Consider the following 17,261-nt stretch of genomic DNA (forward strand, 5'->3'; position numbering starts at 1 on the left):
TTGCGCAGGTCAGATGGGGTAGTGGCGGGATCCGGACTGGATGGTGATCCAGCGCAGCTCGGTGAACTCCTCCAGCGCGGCGCGGGAGCCGAACCGGCCCCAGCCGCTGGCGCCGACACCGCCGAAGGGCATCTGGGGTTCGTCGTGCACGGTGGCGCCGTTGATGTGGCAGATGCCGGACCTGATCCGGCGGGCCACGTCGAGCGCGGCGGCCGCGTCCTTGCCGAAGACCGCCGCGGAGAGCCCGTACTCGGTGTCGTTGGCGACCGTGACGGCCTCGTCGGTCGAATCCACCTCGATGATCGAGACCACCGGTCCGAAGGTCTCCTCGGTGTAGATGCGCATGTCCGGTGTGACACCGCGCAGCACCGTGGGCTTCACGAACAGGCCGTCGTGCGTGCCACCCGTCAGGACCTGCGCGCCCTTGGCGCGGGCGTCCTCGATCAAGGCGACGACGTGGTCACGGGCGGCGGCGTGGACCAGCGGGCCGATCTGGGAGGTGGGGTCGCTCGGGGGGCCGACGACGAGCTTGGCGGCACGCTCTGCCAGGCGGGAGGAGAGCTCGTCGGCGACCGTCCTGTCGACGATGACGCGCTCGGTCGACATACAGATCTCGCCCTGGTTCATGAAGGCACCGAAGCTGGCCGCCGCGGCGGCCTCCTCCAGATCGGCGTCGGGGAGCACCAGGAAAGGCGCCTTGCCACCGAGTTCGAGCACGACACGGGTGAGGTGGCGACCGCCGAGTTCGCCGATGATACGGCCGACACGGCTCGATCCGGTGAAGTTCACGCGCGTGACGGCGCGGTGGGCGATCAGCGCTTCGACGACGGCCGGACCGTCCTCGGGCGCGTTGCTGATGAGGTTGACCGCTCCGGCGGGCACGCCGGCGTCGTGCAGCACCTGGACGATGGCGGCCTGCGTGAGGGGTGTCTGCTCGGAGGACTTCAGCACCACGGTGTTGCCCCACACCAGCGGCCACACGATGGAGCGTACGCCGAGGATCAGCGGCGCGTTCCACGGTGCGATGCCGACGACGACGCCGACCGGCTGACGCACGCCGAGGGCGGTGAGGCCGGGCACGTCCGACGGGATGACCTCGCCGACGGCCGCGTACGCCTGGGCTGCCGCCTCGACGAGCATGCCCTTCGCGACGTGCACGTTGAAGCCGCACCAGGGGAGGGTGGCGCCCATCTCGCGGCTCATCGTGGCGACGATGTCGTCGGTGCGCTCGCCGAGCAGGACGGCGGCCCGCTCCAGAACCGACCGGCGTGCGGCCGGCGGAAGTCCCGACCACTCCGGAAGGGCGGCAGCGGCCGCGTCCACCGCGAGGTTGACGTCCTCGACGGAGGCCGCGGCGACCCGTGCGATCGGTTCGCCGGTGAGGGCCTCGGTCGTCTCGAAGTAGCGGCCGTCCCTGGCCGCGACGCGCTCGCCCGCGATGAGGAGGTCACTGGTCCGGACCGCGCCGGATGCGGGTGCCTCGGTCTGAGTGGCTGACATGTGTTGCCTCACTTCTACGACAGCGGCGATCGCCGCATGAACCATGCATGGCGATCGCCGCAGGAACCATGTACTCGAACACTGGCTGACCGGCGGCAGACCCTGAACGCAGTTGTCCATTCATCGAACAGCGGCGGGAGGATTGTGCCGTCGGCCTTCCAGGACGTCACACCGGCGGGAAGCGCCTGCCCATGACCATGTGCGCCAGGCGCCAGCCCTCCGCGGTCTCCTCCCAGACCTTGGTCACCACCTCCTGCATCGGGAACGGCGCGAGGTTCTCGTCGAGGACGGTGTACATCTCGTGGAAGCTCGTGGTGATCGCGGTGTTGCCTCGCACCGTGATCTCGAGCTCCGTGGCCTTTGCGGCGACGGAGCGGCGGCGGGTCACATGGAAATGGGCCCAGGCCTCCCGGTCGTCGACCATCCCGACCGGGCCATGGACGACGCGGCTGTCCTCGAGCATGAGGGGGATCAACGCCTTCTCGCCCTCGACGAGAGCGGCGAGCCATGCGGCCTCTGCCTGCTTGATCGCCTCGACGGCTTCAGTGTTCGCGGTGGACGCGGATGTCATAGGTCCAGCTCCAGAATCGGTGAGTGTGCTCGCGATGAGCACGTGGTGAACATGCCGTCCGCGCGCTCACGGTCGGTCAGGATGTCGTCGCGGTGGTCGGGCTCTCCGGCGAGTACGCGCACGATGCACTCACCGCAGATCCCCTGCTGGCATGAGTAGGGGGCGTCGACGCCGCCCGCGAGCAGGACGTCGAGGACGCTCTCGCCGTCCTTGACCTCGTACTCGTCGCCGGACTTGGCGAGCCGCACGGTGAACGTCCCGCCGGCGGTGTGCTCGGCGGCGTCCGCCACCGGTGCGAAGCGCTCCTTGTGGATCGCTTCGGCAGGCCATCCCGCTCCGAGTGCGGAGGAGATCACGAAGTCCATGAAGCCCCCGGGACCGCAGACGTAGATCGCCGTCTCGGGTTCGGGCCGGCCGATGTCGGTGGCGATGCTGAATCGCTGGTCGTCCGGGCCGTCGTCGAAGTGGAGCCGAACGCGGGGGTTGTGCTCCAGCTCGTCGAGGAACGCGGAATCCGCTCGGCTTCGAGTGCAGTAGTGCAACTCGTAGTCAGCGCCCCTGGCTTCCAGCTCGTGCGCCATGGCCAGCAGGGGTGTGACGCCGATCCCGCCGGCCACCAGCAGATGGCGACCTGCCTGGTCCGATATGCCGAACCTGTTGCGCGGAGGGGAGATCCGCAGCCTGTCGCCCTCGCGGAGCCGGTGCATGCCCAGCGAGCCGCCGCGCGACTCTGTCTCGGCCAGCACGGCCAGCCGGTATCGGGTGAGGTCGTGCGGTGGCCCGCACAGGGAGTACTGGCGGACCAGCCCGGCGCCACCGTCCACCGCTACGTCGACATGGGCGCCGGCGGCGAACTCCGGGAGCTCGATGCCGTCAGGACTGACCAGGTCGAGCACCACGATCCGGGCAGTCGCGTCGCGCCGGGCGACCACGATGGTGTCGAACCACTCATTGCTCATCGTTGTTGCTCAGACTCCAGCGGTGGCCTGGGCCGCGGCGTCGTCGCCCTCAGGACGCTTGCCGAGGGTGAACAGGCCGGTCTCGACGTGGTGGACCTCCGACGCGTCGCGGATGATGTTGATCGGGTCGCGCCCGGCCTCGACATCGTCGGCCATCGTCAGAAGCATGCGACGCAGCATGACGACGCCGCGGTCCCCGGTGGCCAGGGTCTCCTCGGAGTCCAGGGTGATCGCTCCCTGCGAGCCCTGGGCCTCCGCGTCGCCGGGGAACTTCTGGCGTTCCTCGTCGGTGAGCTCGTGGTTCTGCTTGCCGTCCTGCGTGATGCCGATGACGAAGCGGACCATGCGCTCGGGGTCGTTCGTGCGGATCGAGAAGAAGACCCGGTGGCTGGTGTCGTCGGAGGGCACGACCCACAGCAACTGGTCCGACCGTCCGTCGGGCGTGGGCTTCACGTAGTCCGGCAGGCCGAAGACGTTGGGAAGGTGCTGATCGACCGCGAAGCCGTACTCGGTGACCTCGCCGTCCTCGCCCTCCATCTCGAACCGCTGGGTGTACTTCACGCCGTGGTCGGTGCGCTCGTACGTCAGGCGCTCGGCGATGGTCGCCGGGTCGAAGAAGTTCTCCGGGTAGCCGAAGGTGCCGGTCCCCAGCATCTGGTAGCCGCTGTGCGTGGAGTGGAGCCAGGTAACGTGCGTCGGGTCGGCGGAGTTCTCGTAGATGTTGAGCCAGCTGAAGTCCGACGGCATGCCGAGGACCGCCGCGTGCGGGACCGGCCAGCTGGCGAAGTACTTCTCGTCCTCGGCGGGGTTCTCCAGCGCGTCGTAGCGGGGGAGTTCGGGCTTGAGCTCGGGCGGGCCCATGTAGACGAATACCAGGCCGTAGCGCTCCGCGACGGGGTACCACGGCTGCCGGGCGGCGTCGCGCCGGCGCCCCAGGCCCGGCTCGCAGGCCTGCTCGATGCAATGGCCCTGGACGTCGAACTTCCAGCCGTGGTAACAGCAGCGGATGCCGTCGTCCTCCACGCGGCCGTAGAAGAGGCTGGCGCCGCGGTGGGTGCATCGTTCGATCACAACGCCGGGGTTGCCCTGGCCGTCCCGGAAGACGACGAGGTCCTCGCCCAGCACCCGGGTCTTCTGCGGCAGGGCGCCGGCAACGAGCGTCTCCGAGCTGGCGATCGGGTGCCAGTAGCGGCGCAGAGCCTCGCCCATGGGCGTGCCGGGCCCGACCTCGCGCAGGCGGGCGTTGTACGAGGGCTTCGGGCGGCCATAGGCCGTGCCGGTGTCGATCTCTGAAGTGGTGGTCATCGTTCTGTCTCCCGTGCGGCTCGGGTGCACAGCAGATGGAGCATGCAGGGCGGTGGGGGGACCTGCGAGGGCACCGTCGTGTGCGACCTCGAATAGAATTGTTGATTCACATTCGCATTTAACCTGCGAGTGCGTCAAGGGTCACATTCAAGTGCTCGTGGACCGGGGAGATGATCGGTCGACAGAAGGCCTGATGGGGCGGGAGGGCGGCCAGGCGCACCGCTCGTCACGGTCCGACGGGCCCGCGTGCGCGGGCCACCGGAGGGGATGTTGGCGGCGTATACGCTGATGCGGTGAGTACCGAACCGTCTCTCGATCTACCGCCGGCGCAGCAGGCGCGCAGCCGACTGACCCAACAGAGGATCCTGGAGGCAGGCACGGCCCTGCTCGAAGAGGGCGGCACCGAAGCGCTCACCGTCGCGGCCGTCGCTTCCCGGGCGGGCGTCTCGGTGGGCAGCGTCTATCGGCGGTTCGGTGACAAGGACCGTCTGATCGCGGCCTTGCAGCACGACATGATCGACCAGTTCCGTGCCGACATCGTCCGCCGCTTCACTCCACTGCGCACGGATCCGGCCGCGCTGATCGCTTCGGCGGTCTCCGGACTCACCGAGACGTATCAAGCGCACGAGCGCCTGATGCGCGTCTTCCTGGCCGCGGGCGCCACCGATCCCGCGGTGGCCCGGGTCGGCTCCGAGGCCGCCATCGACGCCGCCCGTGTCTTCCGCCAGTTCCTGGAGCCGATCGTGCCGATGATCGACGCGCCGGAACCGGAGGTGTGTGTGGATGTCGTCTACCGCTTGATCTACGGGACCTGTCAGAACCGCGTGCTGTACGGCGAAGTGTTCGAGTCCGACCGGCCATTGACGTGGTGTCGGCTCACCGACGAGCTGGTGAACGTCGCCTGCCTGTACCTGCTCGGCGTACCGGCGCAGTGAGCTCTGGGCCATCAGATGCGAATGCGATCCACCCTTCACATTCGCGTCCGGCGGCGACATACTGAGCGGACTTCACGGAAGGCGGCCGGTTGACCTTCCGGCCGGCAAGGGAAGGAACCGCTCCATGCGAGAGCCGCTCAGCTACGAGATCGCACACGGCGCCGCGCTCGCCGCGCTGGAAGCAGGGAGGGCCGAGGGGCACAAGCTGTGCGCTGTCGTGGTCAACCGAAGTGGTGTCACGAAGGTTCTCCTCAGTGACGACGGCGTGGGCCTCCTCGGCGTGGAGACCGCGCGACGCAAGGCCTACACCTCGGCCGTGAGCGGTGTCCCGACGGCCAAGTTCGCGGCCTTCGCGGCATCCCCGCAGATGCAGGTGGCGCCTCCTCACCTGGTCGATTCCAACCTTCTGCCGGTCGCCGGCGGCGTGCCGATCGTGACGGCCGACGGGGAGGTCATCGGCGCCATCGGCGTGGGCGGGGCGGACGACACCACGGACGACCGCATCGCGCAGCAGGCTCGCGATTCCGTCGCGAAGATCGTCGCGTAGGTTCTTGTCGCGCAGGGCTGCCTCCTGGTTGGTACGGCGGCTGTGTCGAGAGCCGCTGCCGCCGTTGCGACCCGTGGGTGTGGCTGGTTTCCGGGCGCCGGCCGGCGTGCGTGATCCCGGTCGCGCGGCTGTCTCTTGCGGGGACGTGGCCCCGGGCCGATGCGGCGAGGGCGCTGCCTACGCGGACAGGTGAGCCGGAGGCCACCCCGGTTGAACCAGCTCACGCCCGTCGCTGAGGAGGCCCTCGCGCTGGTCGGCGTGCCCGGATCGCCTCAGCCCGTGAATCGGCCCTGCCAAGCGGGCCAGGGGCTGCCCCGATCCTCCCCAACGGTGGGCGACGACTTCGGCGGCGATGCTGATGGCGGTCTCCTCGGGCGTGCGTGCGCCGAGGTCCAGGCCGATCGGGCTGGAGAGACGGGCCAGTTCCTCCTCGGTCAGCCCCGCGTTCCGCAGCCGGGTCATCCGGTCGTCGTGGGTACGACGCGAGCCCATCGCCCCGACATACCCGACCTCGGGCAATCGCAGTGCCACTTCCAGCAGCGGGACGTCGAACCTGGGCTCGTGGGTGAGCACCGTGATGACCGTCCGCCCGTCGACGCGCCCGGCCTCCTGCTCGGCGGCCAGGTAGCGGTGTGGCCACTCGACAACCACCTCGTCCGCCTCGGGGAACCGGCTTGCGGTGACGAACACCGGTCGTGCGTCGCAGACGGTGACGCGATAGCCGAGGAATCCGCCCACCCGGGCGACCGCTGCGGCGAAGTCGATCGCACCGAATACCAGCATCCGTGGCGCGGGGGCGAACGCCCGGACGAAGACCCGCATCCCCTCTCCCTGACGCTCGCCGTTGAGGCCGTAGGAGAGGGCGCCGTGGTGGCCGGCCGCCAGCAGTCCGAGTGCGTCGTCGCGTACCGCGTCGTCGATCCGCGCTGCCCCCAGGCTGCCGGTCGAGCCGTCCGGGCGGATCACCTGCCGTCTCCCGATGTACGACGGGTCGGGGTGCTCCACGACCGTGGCGACCGCGACGGGCCGACCGGCCTCGATGTCGGCCACGATGGCGCCGAGTTCGGGAAAGGTGTCCCGGCTGACCTTCTCGACGTAGACGTCGAGGATGCCGCCGCACGTGAGGCCGACAGCGAAGGCATCGTCGTCGGAGACGCCGTAGCGCCGCAGCACCGGGGCCGCGCCGACGCGTAGCCGGCACGCCCCAGCTGCTGACGCGTCCGGCGGCGCCTCCTGACCGCACTCGACCAGCACCGTGCCGGGCCTGTCTGCCCCGACGTGCGCGACGCCGGCACACCTCAGGGACGCGCGCAGCCCGCGGTCAGACACTGAGAGCCCAGTCGACCATCTCAGTGACTGTACCGGTCAGCAGGTGCGACGGACCTTCGAAGTAGTGCCCTGCGCCCTTGACGTGGAGGACCTCGCGGTGGACCGCGCCGTAGGAGCGGAGCTCGTCGGCGACGACCACCCGGGCGCACCGTGCGGGTCTTCTTCAGAAGGCCACGGAAGAAACGCTCGGCCGCGGTCTTGTCCCGGCGGTTCTGTACCGTCCTGTGCTGGTCGATGGCCCGCCACAGGAACTTCAGCTTGCCGTTGATCCTTGTGAAGATCTCGGCCAGGTGCCACTTGCCCCCTGGCTGGGGACGCCGACGGCGCGGCGCGTTTGCGTACTGCCCGCCCGAACTTGGCGCACCAGACGCTCACACCGCGCTCCAGCATCAGTTCCTCGACTTCGCGGAACGACAGCGGGAAGCGGTGGTCAGCCACTCGCAGTGGGAGATTACCCAGACCGGGTACCGCAGCCCTTGTGCGACGACGATACGTCCCCCACGGACAGCCTCCTGAGCCTGATCAACTTGATCATCCCGCGAGTCAGTCAACGTGACAGTGCCTTTCACGCTCCTGACGCCGACCCCCTGGCGGTGGGTGCGGGGAGCGCGGTGAGGAAGTCGCGGATGTCCGCCACCTCCTGCGCGTTGATGCCGTGGCCGAGGCCCGGGTAGGTGTGCTCACGCAGGACTGCGCCGGACTGCTCGCGGAGCCAGGTGCCGGTGCGCGCGACGAGATCGGCCGGGATTACCTGGTCCTCGGTGTCGCGCCCCCAGAAGACGGGGAGCCCGCCGAGTCGGCCGGGTTCGTCCGGGAGGGCCGCGTCCCAGGGCAGGGTGCCGGAGAGCAGGACGGCGGCAGAGAACTCCCCGGGGCGTGCGAGGATCAGACCGCCAGCCATGACCATGCCGCCCGAGAAGCCCAGCACGGTGACGGAGGAATGCTGCGGCTGCACGGTGTGGAGCCAGTCGAAGAGCCAGCGGGCGGTGTCGGCGATCGAGTCCGGAAGCGGCCGTCCGATGCCGCGGTTGGCGAACCAGGCGTAGCCGCCGCCTGCCGGGATGGGCGCCCGGACGGAGGCGACGGTCGTCCCGGCAGGCAGCTGCGGTGCCAGCTCGGCGAAGGACCGCTCGTCGGCGCCCCATCCGTGAAGGGCGAGGACCAGGGGTGTTCCGGCGCGTTCCGTCTCGGCGGCGGACCAGTGGACAAGGGGACCGGGCATGGGGCCTACTCTCCATGAGTTATTCAAATTTGAACAATCTGGGGTCAGGGTACAGAACGCTCTTCCGGTGCTGACTGTGGCTCTCCCGGAAGTGGAGGGTGGGCGTGGAGGGTGCGGCACCGGCCGCCTGCGTTCCCGGTGCTGGTCGCGGCCTCCCCGCATGAGGCAACCGCTTGTTCTGCGGTGTCCGGAGCTGGACGACGTGGTCGTGCAGGAAGGATGGCGGCATGGTGTCATCACGATCGACTCCGCCGAGCTGCAGGTGCGCCACCGGCTCACGCGGCAGAGCCCATATGTGCTGGTACTGACGAAGACTCATGAGCTGTTTCACCCGTGAACAGACGGTCCGCAGTCAGGCCGCGGCGGACCTGGTATGGCTGATGTTGCTGCGGAAGGGATGGACTGAGGCTTCCGGGCAGGTGCGACCCGGCTGGCGTGCGCGGCCACGGCCACTCACACTCGCGAAAGCGAGAGGCTAGTCGAGCGAGTCGTACAACCGGTTCGTGTCGGCCCGGCCGGCGTCGGGGTCGAGCCTGTACAGGATGGCCTGGGCGATGTCGGCGAGTTGGGTGACCTGGTCGGGTGTGAGTGCGTCGATTACGTGGTCTCGCACGAAGGTCACGTGGCCTGGGGCGGCCTGTTGCACCTTTTGCCAGCCGGCCTCGGTGAGGCGGGCGTTGGTGGCGCGCCGGTCTGTCGGGCAGGGAACGCGTTCGAGCAGGCCGCGGCCTTCCAGGCGCTGCACTACGTGGGAGAGTCGGGCGAGGGTGGCCGTGGTGCTCTGGGCGAGCTTGGTCATCCGCATCGTGCGCTCGGGCGCCTCGGAGAGCAGGGCGAGCACGTAGTAGTCGAAGTGCGTCAGTTGAGCGTCGCGTCGCAGTTGGCCGTCCAGGGCCGTCGGCAGCAACTCCAGTACGGCAGCCAGCCGTACCCATGCCGCCACTTGTTCCCGGGTGAGCCATCGCGTGTCCACGCGCACAGTATGTCACCAAAATAGTTGTTGCTACAACTGGATCGATGTGGCATGGTTGTAGCTACAACCTCTGGAGGTCGTCATGACGCACATCAGCATCATCGGCACGGGGAACATGGGTCAGGCTCTTGCCGGTCTGGCCGGCAAGGGTGGTAACACCGTGGAGCTCATCGGCAGCTCCGACGCGGACAAGGCGGTCACCGGCGACATCGTGGTGCTCGCCGTGCCCTACCCGGCGGTCGGGCAGGTCATCGCCCAGCGCGGTGCGCAGCTGGCCGGCAAGGTCGTCGTCGACATCACGAACCCGCTGAACTTCGAGACCTTCGACTCGCTGACCGTCCCGGCTGACAGCTCGGCCGCCGCCGAGATCGCCGCCGCGCTGCCCGACTCGCGCGTCGTCAAGGCGTTCAACACCAACTTCGCCGGCGCGCTGGCCACCGGCACGGTCGGCGGGCAGCCGACCACCGTGCTGCTCGCCGGCGACGACGCGGACGCCAAGGCGGTGCTCGCCGGTGTGATCAGTGCCGCCGGGCTGCGAGCCGTGGACGCGGGCGGCCTCAAGCGGGCGCGGGAGCTGGAGGCGGTCGGCTTCCTGCAACTCACCCTCGCCGTCGGCGAGAAGATCTCCTGGACCGGCGGATTCGCCCTCGCCCAGTGATATCACCGCTCGGGGGATGTGCGGCCGGCAGCGCTGCCGGCCGCACATCCCCCGAGCGGCCCGGGGCCAACCAGCAACCCTTTCCTGAGCAGTCACAACAAGGAGAATTCCGATGAGCATCGGTCCGGTGCGACTCAACCACGCCGTTCTGTTCGTCGCCGATGTGGCGCGATCCGAGCGGTTCTACACCGAAGTCTTCGGCATGGACGTCGCCGCGCGTGCACCCGGGGGCCGGGCCGTGTTTCTGCGGTTGCCGGGCTCCGCCAACGATCACGATCTCGGCCTCATGGGCGTCGGCCCGTCCGCGCCGCCCAAGCGGCGCGGTGGGATCGGGCTCTACCACCTGGCCTGGCAGGTCGACACCATCGAGGAGCTCCAGCACGCCCGCGAAGTGCTGGCCGGGGTCGGCGCGTACACCGGAGAGTCCAGCCACGGGGGCACAACCAAGAGCGTCTACGGTGCCGACCCCGACGGCAACGAATTCGAGATCATGTGGATGCTCCCGCGCGAGCAGTGGGCCGCGTACGCGACCACCGTGCCCATCGAACCCCTGGACCTGGCAGCCGAGACCAGCCGCTGGAGCGGCGTACAAACCGTCGACGACTTCCGCTGACCGACACACCCTCGGCCGACACGACCAACTGAGCGATCGGTCCGGTGATTTGTGTTTGGTTCCACGTCGGAGGGCTGCAGACAAGGTCCTCCAATGAGTACCGCCGACATCGACCTGGACGCGCTGCCTCCGCGCACCCTCGTCGCCGAGAGTGGCCAGGTGAGCTTGAGACAAGATCCGCAGGCTCCGGTCGCACCTTCCCCCCGCGGTCCACGTCGAACCATGTCAGGCGTCGTTGGATGTCTCAGAACATCGCCTGGATGATCCCCACGGTGCGCTCCAGGTGGGGTTCGGAGCGGTCGGCGCGGTGGGCTACGGCCAGTTCCACGCGTGCGTCCGCCCCGGCGAGCGGCAGGTAGGCGACGCCGTCGAGTGCGAGTGCGGTCACGGGCTCCGGGACGACCGCGAGGCCCAGGCCGCCGGCCACGAGGGTGACCAGTGTCGAGGTCTCGCCGACCTCGTGGCGGATGTGCGGCTCGACGCCCGCGGCGCGCAGAAGGCCCAGTACGACGTCGTACATCACGGACCGGCGGTCGGCGGAGTGCACGATCAGGTCCGCGCCGGCGAGGTCGGCGACGCGGAGCCTCTTCCGGCGTGCGAGGGGATGCTCGATCGGTACGGCGACGACGAGCCGGTCCCGGCGCAGGGTGTGCACGGTGAGGGAGAGGTCGGCGGCCACAGGACGCAGCAGCGCGACGTCGATCGCGCCGGTGCGCAGCGCCTCGACCTGGTCGGGCGCGAGCATCTCCCCGCGGAAGGAGAAGTCGACGCCGGGAAGCTCCTCTGTGAGCCGCCGCGAGAGCGCCGGCAGGAGGCTGTACGTCGCCGAGCCCACGCAGCCGATCGCGAGGTGGCCCACCGATCCGGCGGCGACGAGCCGTGCGTGCTGGCCGGCCTCGTCGACGTCGGCGAGGATCGAGCGCGCCCGCTCCAGGTAGCCCCGGCCGGCCTCGGTGAGGTCGACGCGGCGTGTGGTGCGGTGGAGCAGCTGTACGCCGAGCTCGGTTTCGAGCTGGCGGATCTGCTGGGACAGCGGCGGCTGGGCCATGTGGAGCCGCTCGGCGGCACGACCGAAGTGGCGTTCCTCGGCCACCGCCACGAAGTACCGCAGGTGGCGCAGATCCATATGTCGTCCATATCAATCGGCTCGGATATGCGTACTTCAGAATATCGCGGCCCGGGGCTAGCGTCGCTGCCATGAGTGCTTTCCTGTACGCCGCGACCCGGACGCCGTTCGGCCGCTTCAACGGGGCGCTGGCCGCCGTCCGTCCCGACGACCTCGCCGCCGCCGCGATCACCTCGACGCTGGCCCGGGTGCCGGGTCTCGACCCCGCCGCGATCGACGACGTGGTGTGGGGCAACGCCAACGGCGCCGGTGAGGACAACCGCAACGTCGGCCGCATGGCGGCGCTGCTCGCCGGACTCCCGGTGAGCGTGCCCGGCACCACCGTCAACCGACTGTGCGGCTCCAGCCTCGACGCGGCGATGACGGCGAGCCGCACGATCGAGTCCGGCGACGCCGAGGTGGTGCTGACCGGCGGCGTGGAGTCCATGACACGTGCGCCGTGGGTGCTGCCGAAGTCGGCGAAGCCGTTCCCGGCCGGCGATGTCACCGCTGTCTCGACCACGCTGGGCTGGCGGCTGGTCAACCCGAGGATGCCGAAGGAGTGGACGGTCAGCCTCGGCGAGGCCAACGAGCAGCTCCAGGAGCGCTTCGGGATCTCGCGCGAACGGCAGGACGCGTTCGCCGCGCGCTCCCACCAACTCGCCCACGCAGCTTGGGAATCCGGCTTCTACGACGACCTGGTGACACCGGTCGAGGGCGTCGACCTCACGCGCGACGAGGGCATCCGGCCCGGCTCCACACCGCAGGTGCTGGCGGGCCTCAAGCCGGTCTTCCGCACACCGGAGCAGGGCGGCACCATCACCGCGGGCAACGCCAGCCCGCTCAACGACGGCGCGTCCGCGGTGCTGCTGGGCAGCGAGAGGGCCGCGGCCACGATCGGGGCCGACCCGATCGCCCGTATCGCCGGCCGTGGCGTGATGGCGCTGGAGCCGCAGTCCTTCGGCTACGCCCCGGTCGAGGCCGTCAACCGTGCGCTGGCCCGCGCCGGGATCGGCTGGGACCAGGTGGGCGCGGTCGAGCTGAACGAGGCCTTCGCGGTGCAGTCGCTCGCCTGCCTGGACGCCTGGAAGATCGACCCCGCCATCGTCAACCAGAAGGGCGGCGCCATCGCGATCGGCCACCCGCTGGGCGCCTCGGGCGGCCGCATCCTCGCCACGCTGGCCAAGGTGCTGTACGAGACGCGGCAGCGCTACGGCGTCGCCGCGATCTGCATCGGAGTCGGCCAGGGCCTGGCCGTCGTCCTGGAGAACTGCGCTGCCACGGAGGCGGCCCAGTGAGCCGGGCGGAGCTGGTCGACAACGCCGACGCGGCGGTCGCCGGGATCGAGGACGGGTCCACCGTCCTGGTCGGCGGCTTCGGGCTGGCCGGCATGCCGTTCGACCTGATCGACGCGCTCATCCGCCAGGGCGCCAAGGACCTCACCATCGTGTCCAACAACGCCGGCAACGGCGACGTCGGACTGGCCGCGCTGCTGGCCGCGGGCCGGGTGCGCAAGGTGCTCTGCTCCTTTCCGCGCCAGGCCGACTCCTGGGTCTTCGACGACCTCTACCGAGCGGGGAAGATCGAGCTGGAGGTCGTCCCGCAGGGCAACCTCGCCGAGCGGATGCGCGCGGCCGGTGCCGGCATCGGCGCCTTCTACTGCCCGACCGCGGTCGGCACGCCGCTGGCCGAGGGCAAGGAGGTGCGGGAGATCGACGGCCGTACGTACCTGCTGGAGTACCCGATCAAGGGCGACTACGCGCTGATCGGCGCGCATGTCGCGGACACCCTGGGCAACCTCGTCTACCGCAAGACCGCCCGCAACTTCGGACCCGTCATGGCCACGGCCGCCACGACGACCATCGTCCAGGCCGAGCAGGTCGTCGAGGCCGGGAAGCTCGACCCCGAGGCCGTCGTCACCCCGTCCATCTACGTCGACCGGATCGTCCAGGTCGAGGCCCGTCACTACACCGTGCAGGGGGCACGATGACCACCACGCCGAGCGATCAAGTGAACGCCGACCACCCGCTCTCGATGGACGAACTGGCCGCCGTCATCGCTCGCGACATCCCGGCCGGCTCCTTCGTCAACCTCGGCATCGGGCAGCCCACCAAGATCGCCGATCATCTGCCGGCCGGCTCCGGGGTGGTGCTGCATACCGAGAACGGCATGCTCAACATGGGGCCGAAGGCCGAGGGCGACGCGGTCGACCCCGACCTGACCAACGCCGGCAAGGTCCCGGTGACCGAACTGCCGGGCGCGGCCTACTTCCATCACGCCGACTCCTTCGCCATGATGCGCGGCGGACACCTCGACGTCTGCGTCCTTGGCGCCTACCAGGTCGCCTTCGACGGCGATCTCGCCAACTGGACGACCGGCAAGCCCGACGACATCCCCGCCGTCGGTGGCGCGATGGACCTCGCCATCGGCGCCAAGGACGTCTACGTGATGATGACCCTCTTCACTCGCTCCGGCGAACCCAAGCTCGTGCCGCACTGTACCTACCCGCTCACCGGCGTCGGCTGCGTCAGCCGCGTCTACACCGACCACGGCGTCTTCGACGTCGGCCCTGAGGGCATACGGATCCGGGAGACGTACGGCGTCAGCGCTGACGAACTCGCTGAGCGACTCGGCATCACGCTGCCCTAGCGTTTTCCGCGCAGCCCCGTACCTGCCGACGGCCTCGGCGCCATTCCCATGGGGCGGCTCCGAGGCCGTGAACTGATCGGCGCTACTTTCCGCTGGTGATTTCGGCGTAGGTGGCACCGGTGACCTTGCCGTGGTCGTAGGTGCCGGTGACCTTGGCGCTGCCTTCATAGCCAAGTAGCCCGTTCCCAGGTTGTAGAGGACGTTTCCGCGGGGGCGCAGCGTGACGTAGATCGTCCCCTCGGGGATCTTGGCGCGCAGCTTCTGCTCCTTGGCGTCGCCGGTCCAGGTGATGTTGTCGGTGTGGATGTCCACGCCCTGCTTGTCGGAGGGCCCTGTTCCGAGCGGGATGCGGATCTCCGACCTCGTGTACCAGCTGGTGTCCTCGTTGACCACCGACATCTTCGAGACGGCGCCTCCCCGCTTGCCCAAGCCGACGATGAGCGCTGGGCATACCATCTGGGAGTGTATGGGCGGACTTCTTGGTGACAAGGAGCCGAGGTGACCGCTGACGATGTCGGCCGCGACGACCGCGCTGAGGAGGAGCCTCAGCCGGTGGCGTTCGGCTGCCCGGTGACCTGGGACGACGGGGCGCGGCGGGAGGGAGTGCGGGGCGCGGAGACCATGGAGATGCTGGGCCTGGTGCTTCAGCAGGCGACGACGTGCCTGGGTGGCCTGGGAGCCTTGCTGCACCGGTGGGATTTCGCTGCCGGTCGGCTGCGCCTGGTGTCGGTCCGTGGGATCGGCTCGGCTAGTGCCGAAACGTGGGCGGATCTGCGTGCTGAGCAGGACGTGGCGCCCGTGCGGGCCGTGCGGGGTGGCGACTTCTTTTGGGTGGCCGGGGACAGCCTGGGCGTCGGGGCGGCCGGCACGGCGGCTGTGCCACTCCTGGGGGTCGAGGGGCCGGTCGGAGTGCTGTCCGTACTCACGGCGGGGGCTGCTGAACCCGGTGAGGTGCAACGGTCCTTCCTGCGCGCGGTGGCGGGGTGGGCTGTTGGGCGCCTGGGCGGATGGCCGGGCATACTGCCGGGGGCTGGCCCGGTGGCCGGGGCCGATCGCTCCGTCCGTATGGGTGAGCTGACCGCAGCGCTGGCCGAGGCCGTAACCTCACAGGACGTGGCGGAGGCGTTCGCGAAGCACGTCCTGGCTCCGTTCGGAGCCGACGGGCTGATGTTCACCGTGCTGGAGGGCGGGCGAGTCCATGTGGTCGCCGGCATCGGCTACCCACCGGAATTCCTCCAAGCGGTCAGAGACATTCCGGCCTCCGTCAGTGCCACGGTCCTCGACGTAGTGAGCACCCGTGTTCCCCGGTTCGTCGAATCGGGTGCGGAGTTCTTGCGGCGATATCCGACGATGAGGGGCTTGTGGGAGCTGTCGCCGAAGGAGGCCTGGGCTTTCCTGCCCCTGATGGCGTCCGGACGTGTCTTGGGCATGTGCGCGGTGTCCTTCAGCCATCCGCGTTCCTTCGGCGACGGGGAGCGCACCTTGCTGATGGCTCTCGGTGGTCTGGTCGGCCAGGCGCTGGAGCGGGCCCGTCTGTACGACGTGGAGCACGCCCGTGCCCAGGAACTGCAGCGCGGCCTGCTGCCCCGGATGCTGCCTCGCCTGCCTGCCACCAGCGCCGCCGCCCGCTACCTGCCCGCGGGAAGAGACGAAGATGTGGGCGGTGACTGGTATGACCTGATTCCGCTGTCCGCCGACCGGGTCGCCCTGGTGATCGGCGACGTCATGGGGCACGGCATCACCGAGGCGGCCACCATGGGCCGTCTGCGCACCGCTGTACGCACCCTCGCCGACCTCGAAATGTCTCCTGACGAACTTTTCATCCATCTCAACGACCTCGTCAGCGACCTCGGCGAGGACTGCTACGCCACCTGCCTGTACGCCGTCTTCGACCCCGTCGCAGGGAGGTGCACCTATTCCCTGGCCGGTCACCCGCCGCCCGTCGTCGTCCACCCCGACGGCACCGTCCACATAGTCGACGTGAGCCCGGACCCGCCGCTGGGCGCCGCCGAACCGCCGTTCGACACTCACCAGCTGGACCTGCCCGACGAGAGCCTCCTCGTCCTGTGCACCGACGGCCTCGTCGAATCGGCCACCAGGGATGTTGATCAAGGATTGGCTCAACTCCGGCACATCGTGTCCCAGGCCGCTGCCCACACCGCGTACTTTGACCCCGCTGACCAGGACAGCGACGTTCGGCGCTTGGAAGATCTGTGCGACACCGTCGTCTCGGCTCTGCTGCCCGATCCTGGGCAGACAAATGACGACGCCGGCCTGCTCATCGTCCACACCCGGTGCACCGCTGTCGGTGATATCGCTTCCTGCAGTCTCCCAGCGGAGCCCCAGGCGGCCGGACAGGCCCGCGCGTACGTTCGTGAACACCTCGACGCGTGGGGCTTGCAGGATCTCGTACCCTCCACGGAGCTGCTGGTGAGCGAGCTGGTCGGTAACGTCGTCCGGCACGCCAGGGGCCCGATCCGCCTGCGCCTGATGCGCAGCCACTCACTGACCTGCGAGGTTTACGACGGCAGCCTCACTACCCCTCGCATGCGCCGAGCGGCCTGCACGGACGAAGGCGGACGCGGTCTGCAACTCGTCGCAGCGCTGTCCCAGCGCTGGGGCGCCCGGTATCTCGACGACGGCAAATGCATCTGGACGGAGCAGGACATCCCGCACGGGGATGCCTCGGGTGAGCCCGGATTCGTACATGCCGCTTTGACGGTGTGACCGGACCCTGGATGGAGCGTCGGGTCGGCGGCCTCCCGGGTCGCCTGCGATGAGAGGCGGCCTTGAGACGGCGGATGAGATCACGGTGCCACTCAGGACCGTGTTCGGCGAGACGCTCAGAGGTAGCTGCCGCAGCGTCGAGGTGGGGAACGGGCGAGGAGCAAGGCC

At 69.4% G+C, this 17,261-nt stretch carries 17 protein-coding genes and 1 pseudogene; 8 read left to right on the top strand and 10 right to left on the bottom strand.

The window, feature by feature from the left end; genetic code table 11:
* Nucleotides 1-9: 9 nt before the first annotated feature.
* From ACGFNV_RS01995 to ACGFNV_RS02010, 4 genes are all read right to left on the bottom strand, one after another.
* Nucleotides 10-1,500: an aldehyde dehydrogenase gene (locus ACGFNV_RS01995; RefSeq protein ID WP_393618601.1), complete on the bottom strand. Its 1,491-nt coding sequence runs from the start codon at nucleotides 1,498-1,500 to the stop codon at nucleotides 10-12.
* A gap of 166 nt (nucleotides 1,501-1,666) precedes the next feature.
* Nucleotides 1,667-2,071, bottom strand: a complete 405-nt coding sequence (locus ACGFNV_RS02000) for a nuclear transport factor 2 family protein (protein WP_393618603.1) — start codon at nucleotides 2,069-2,071, stop codon at nucleotides 1,667-1,669.
* A complete protein-coding gene (locus tag ACGFNV_RS02005) occupies nucleotides 2,068-3,030 on the bottom strand; it encodes a PDR/VanB family oxidoreductase (protein ID WP_393618604.1) in 963 nt (320 codons plus the stop codon). Before ACGFNV_RS02005 ends, ACGFNV_RS02000 begins: the two co-directional genes overlap by 4 nt.
* Nucleotides 3,031-3,039: 9 nt before the next feature.
* Nucleotides 3,040-4,335 carry a Rieske 2Fe-2S domain-containing protein gene (locus ACGFNV_RS02010; RefSeq protein WP_393618606.1) on the bottom strand — a complete coding sequence of 432 codons (1,296 nt, stop codon included), beginning with the start codon at nucleotides 4,333-4,335 and terminating at the stop codon, nucleotides 3,040-3,042.
* A gap of 293 nt (nucleotides 4,336-4,628) precedes the next feature.
* On the opposite strand from ACGFNV_RS02010, the gene ACGFNV_RS02015 reads away from it, so the two are divergent.
* Nucleotides 4,629-5,270, top strand: a complete 642-nt coding sequence (locus tag ACGFNV_RS02015; RefSeq protein WP_393618608.1) for a TetR/AcrR family transcriptional regulator — start codon at nucleotides 4,629-4,631, stop codon at nucleotides 5,268-5,270.
* Between the two features lie 124 nt (nucleotides 5,271-5,394).
* Complete coding sequence (locus ACGFNV_RS02020) at nucleotides 5,395-5,817, top strand: heme-binding protein (RefSeq protein ID WP_390807963.1); 423 nt, start codon at nucleotides 5,395-5,397, stop codon at nucleotides 5,815-5,817.
* Nucleotides 5,818-5,994: 177 nt separating this feature from the next.
* Here ACGFNV_RS02020 and ACGFNV_RS02025 read toward each other — a convergent pair whose 3' ends face one another.
* The 5 genes and pseudogenes from ACGFNV_RS02025 to ACGFNV_RS02045 all read right to left on the bottom strand — a co-directional run bounded on the left by ACGFNV_RS02025 (nucleotide 5,995) and on the right by ACGFNV_RS02045 (nucleotide 9,341).
* A complete protein-coding gene (locus tag ACGFNV_RS02025) occupies nucleotides 5,995-7,146 on the bottom strand; it encodes an XdhC family protein (RefSeq protein WP_393618610.1) in 1,152 nt (383 codons plus the stop codon).
* Nucleotides 7,139-7,285 carry a hypothetical protein gene (locus ACGFNV_RS02030; protein ID WP_393618612.1) on the bottom strand — a complete coding sequence of 49 codons (147 nt, stop codon included), beginning with the start codon at nucleotides 7,283-7,285 and terminating at the stop codon, nucleotides 7,139-7,141. The genes ACGFNV_RS02025 and ACGFNV_RS02030 overlap by 8 nt, the downstream gene beginning before the upstream one ends.
* 61 nt (nucleotides 7,286-7,346) lie before the next feature.
* Nucleotides 7,347-7,436: pseudogene (locus ACGFNV_RS02035) on the bottom strand (IS6 family transposase); the annotation flags it as partial.
* Nucleotides 7,437-7,711: 275 nt separating this feature from the next.
* Nucleotides 7,712-8,368 carry an alpha/beta hydrolase gene (locus ACGFNV_RS02040; RefSeq protein ID WP_393618614.1) on the bottom strand — a complete coding sequence of 219 codons (657 nt, stop codon included), beginning with the start codon at nucleotides 8,366-8,368 and terminating at the stop codon, nucleotides 7,712-7,714.
* A 475-nt stretch (nucleotides 8,369-8,843) separates the two neighbouring features.
* The gene (locus ACGFNV_RS02045; protein WP_393618615.1) at nucleotides 8,844-9,341 is read right to left on the bottom strand and encodes a MarR family winged helix-turn-helix transcriptional regulator; all 498 of its coding nucleotides are present in this window, start codon (nucleotides 9,339-9,341) and stop codon (nucleotides 8,844-8,846) included.
* An 82-nt stretch (nucleotides 9,342-9,423) separates the two neighbouring features.
* Here ACGFNV_RS02045 and ACGFNV_RS02050 point away from each other — a divergent pair, with 82 nt between their 5' ends.
* Together ACGFNV_RS02050 and ACGFNV_RS02055 are read left to right on the top strand one after the other, a co-directional pair.
* Nucleotides 9,424-9,999, top strand: coding sequence for an NADPH-dependent F420 reductase (locus ACGFNV_RS02050; protein ID WP_393618617.1), 576 nt, complete (start codon nucleotides 9,424-9,426; stop codon nucleotides 9,997-9,999).
* 112 nt (nucleotides 10,000-10,111) lie between these two features.
* Nucleotides 10,112-10,612, top strand: coding sequence for a VOC family protein (locus tag ACGFNV_RS02055; protein ID WP_393618619.1), 501 nt, complete (start codon nucleotides 10,112-10,114; stop codon nucleotides 10,610-10,612).
* Between the two features lie 244 nt (nucleotides 10,613-10,856).
* On the opposite strand, the gene ACGFNV_RS02060 is transcribed toward ACGFNV_RS02055, so the two are convergent.
* Entirely contained in the window at nucleotides 10,857-11,738 is an 882-nt protein-coding gene (locus ACGFNV_RS02060) for a LysR substrate-binding domain-containing protein (protein WP_393618620.1), read from the bottom strand.
* Nucleotides 11,739-11,809: 71 nt separating this feature from the next.
* Here ACGFNV_RS02060 and ACGFNV_RS02065 point away from each other — a divergent pair, with 71 nt between their 5' ends.
* The 4 genes from ACGFNV_RS02065 (at nucleotide 11,810) to ACGFNV_RS02080 (ending at nucleotide 17,093) form a co-directional block, all read left to right on the top strand.
* Entirely contained in the window at nucleotides 11,810-13,015 is a 1,206-nt protein-coding gene (locus ACGFNV_RS02065; RefSeq protein WP_393618622.1) for a thiolase family protein, read from the top strand.
* On the top strand, nucleotides 13,012-13,707 hold the full coding sequence (locus tag ACGFNV_RS02070) for a 3-oxoacid CoA-transferase subunit A (RefSeq protein WP_393618623.1): 696 nt from the start codon (nucleotides 13,012-13,014) through the stop codon (nucleotides 13,705-13,707). Before ACGFNV_RS02065 ends, ACGFNV_RS02070 begins: the two co-directional genes overlap by 4 nt.
* Complete coding sequence (locus ACGFNV_RS02075; protein WP_393618625.1) at nucleotides 13,704-14,366, top strand: 3-oxoacid CoA-transferase subunit B; 663 nt, start codon at nucleotides 13,704-13,706, stop codon at nucleotides 14,364-14,366. The genes ACGFNV_RS02070 and ACGFNV_RS02075 overlap by 4 nt, the downstream gene beginning before the upstream one ends.
* A 552-nt stretch (nucleotides 14,367-14,918) precedes the next feature.
* Nucleotides 14,919-17,093, top strand: a complete 2,175-nt coding sequence (locus ACGFNV_RS02080) for a SpoIIE family protein phosphatase (protein ID WP_393618626.1) — start codon at nucleotides 14,919-14,921, stop codon at nucleotides 17,091-17,093.
* Nucleotides 17,094-17,261: the final 168 nt, after the last annotated feature.

The sequence above is a fragment of the Streptomyces sp. NPDC048751 genome (assembly GCF_043198595.1).
In the GTDB taxonomy this organism is placed as follows: Bacteria; Actinomycetota; Actinomycetes; order Streptomycetales; family Streptomycetaceae; genus Streptomyces.

Bases quoted from the DNA above. Each gene is read 5' to 3' on its own strand.
- ACGFNV_RS02010 (WP_393618606.1), bottom strand. From the start codon at position 4,335: ATGACCACCACTTCAGAGATCGACACCGGCACGGCCTATGGCCGCCCG.
- ACGFNV_RS02040 (WP_393618614.1), bottom strand. From the start codon at position 8,368: ATGCCCGGTCCCCTTGTCCACTGGTCCGCCGCCGAGACGGAACGCGCC.
- ACGFNV_RS02005 (WP_393618604.1), bottom strand. From the start codon at position 3,030: ATGAGCAATGAGTGGTTCGACACCATCGTGGTCGCCCGGCGCGACGCG.
- ACGFNV_RS02065 (WP_393618622.1), top strand. From the start codon at position 11,810: ATGAGTGCTTTCCTGTACGCCGCGACCCGGACGCCGTTCGGCCGCTTC.
- ACGFNV_RS02050 (WP_393618617.1), top strand. From the start codon at position 9,424: ATGACGCACATCAGCATCATCGGCACGGGGAACATGGGTCAGGCTCTT.
- ACGFNV_RS01995 (WP_393618601.1), bottom strand. From the start codon at position 1,500: ATGTCAGCCACTCAGACCGAGGCACCCGCATCCGGCGCGGTCCGGACC.
- ACGFNV_RS02075 (WP_393618625.1), top strand. From the start codon at position 13,704: ATGACCACCACGCCGAGCGATCAAGTGAACGCCGACCACCCGCTCTCG.
- ACGFNV_RS02020 (WP_390807963.1), top strand. From the start codon at position 5,395: ATGCGAGAGCCGCTCAGCTACGAGATCGCACACGGCGCCGCGCTCGCC.
- ACGFNV_RS02055 (WP_393618619.1), top strand. From the start codon at position 10,112: ATGAGCATCGGTCCGGTGCGACTCAACCACGCCGTTCTGTTCGTCGCC.
- ACGFNV_RS02000 (WP_393618603.1), bottom strand. From the start codon at position 2,071: ATGACATCCGCGTCCACCGCGAACACTGAAGCCGTCGAGGCGATCAAG.
- ACGFNV_RS02060 (WP_393618620.1), bottom strand. From the start codon at position 11,738: ATGGATCTGCGCCACCTGCGGTACTTCGTGGCGGTGGCCGAGGAACGC.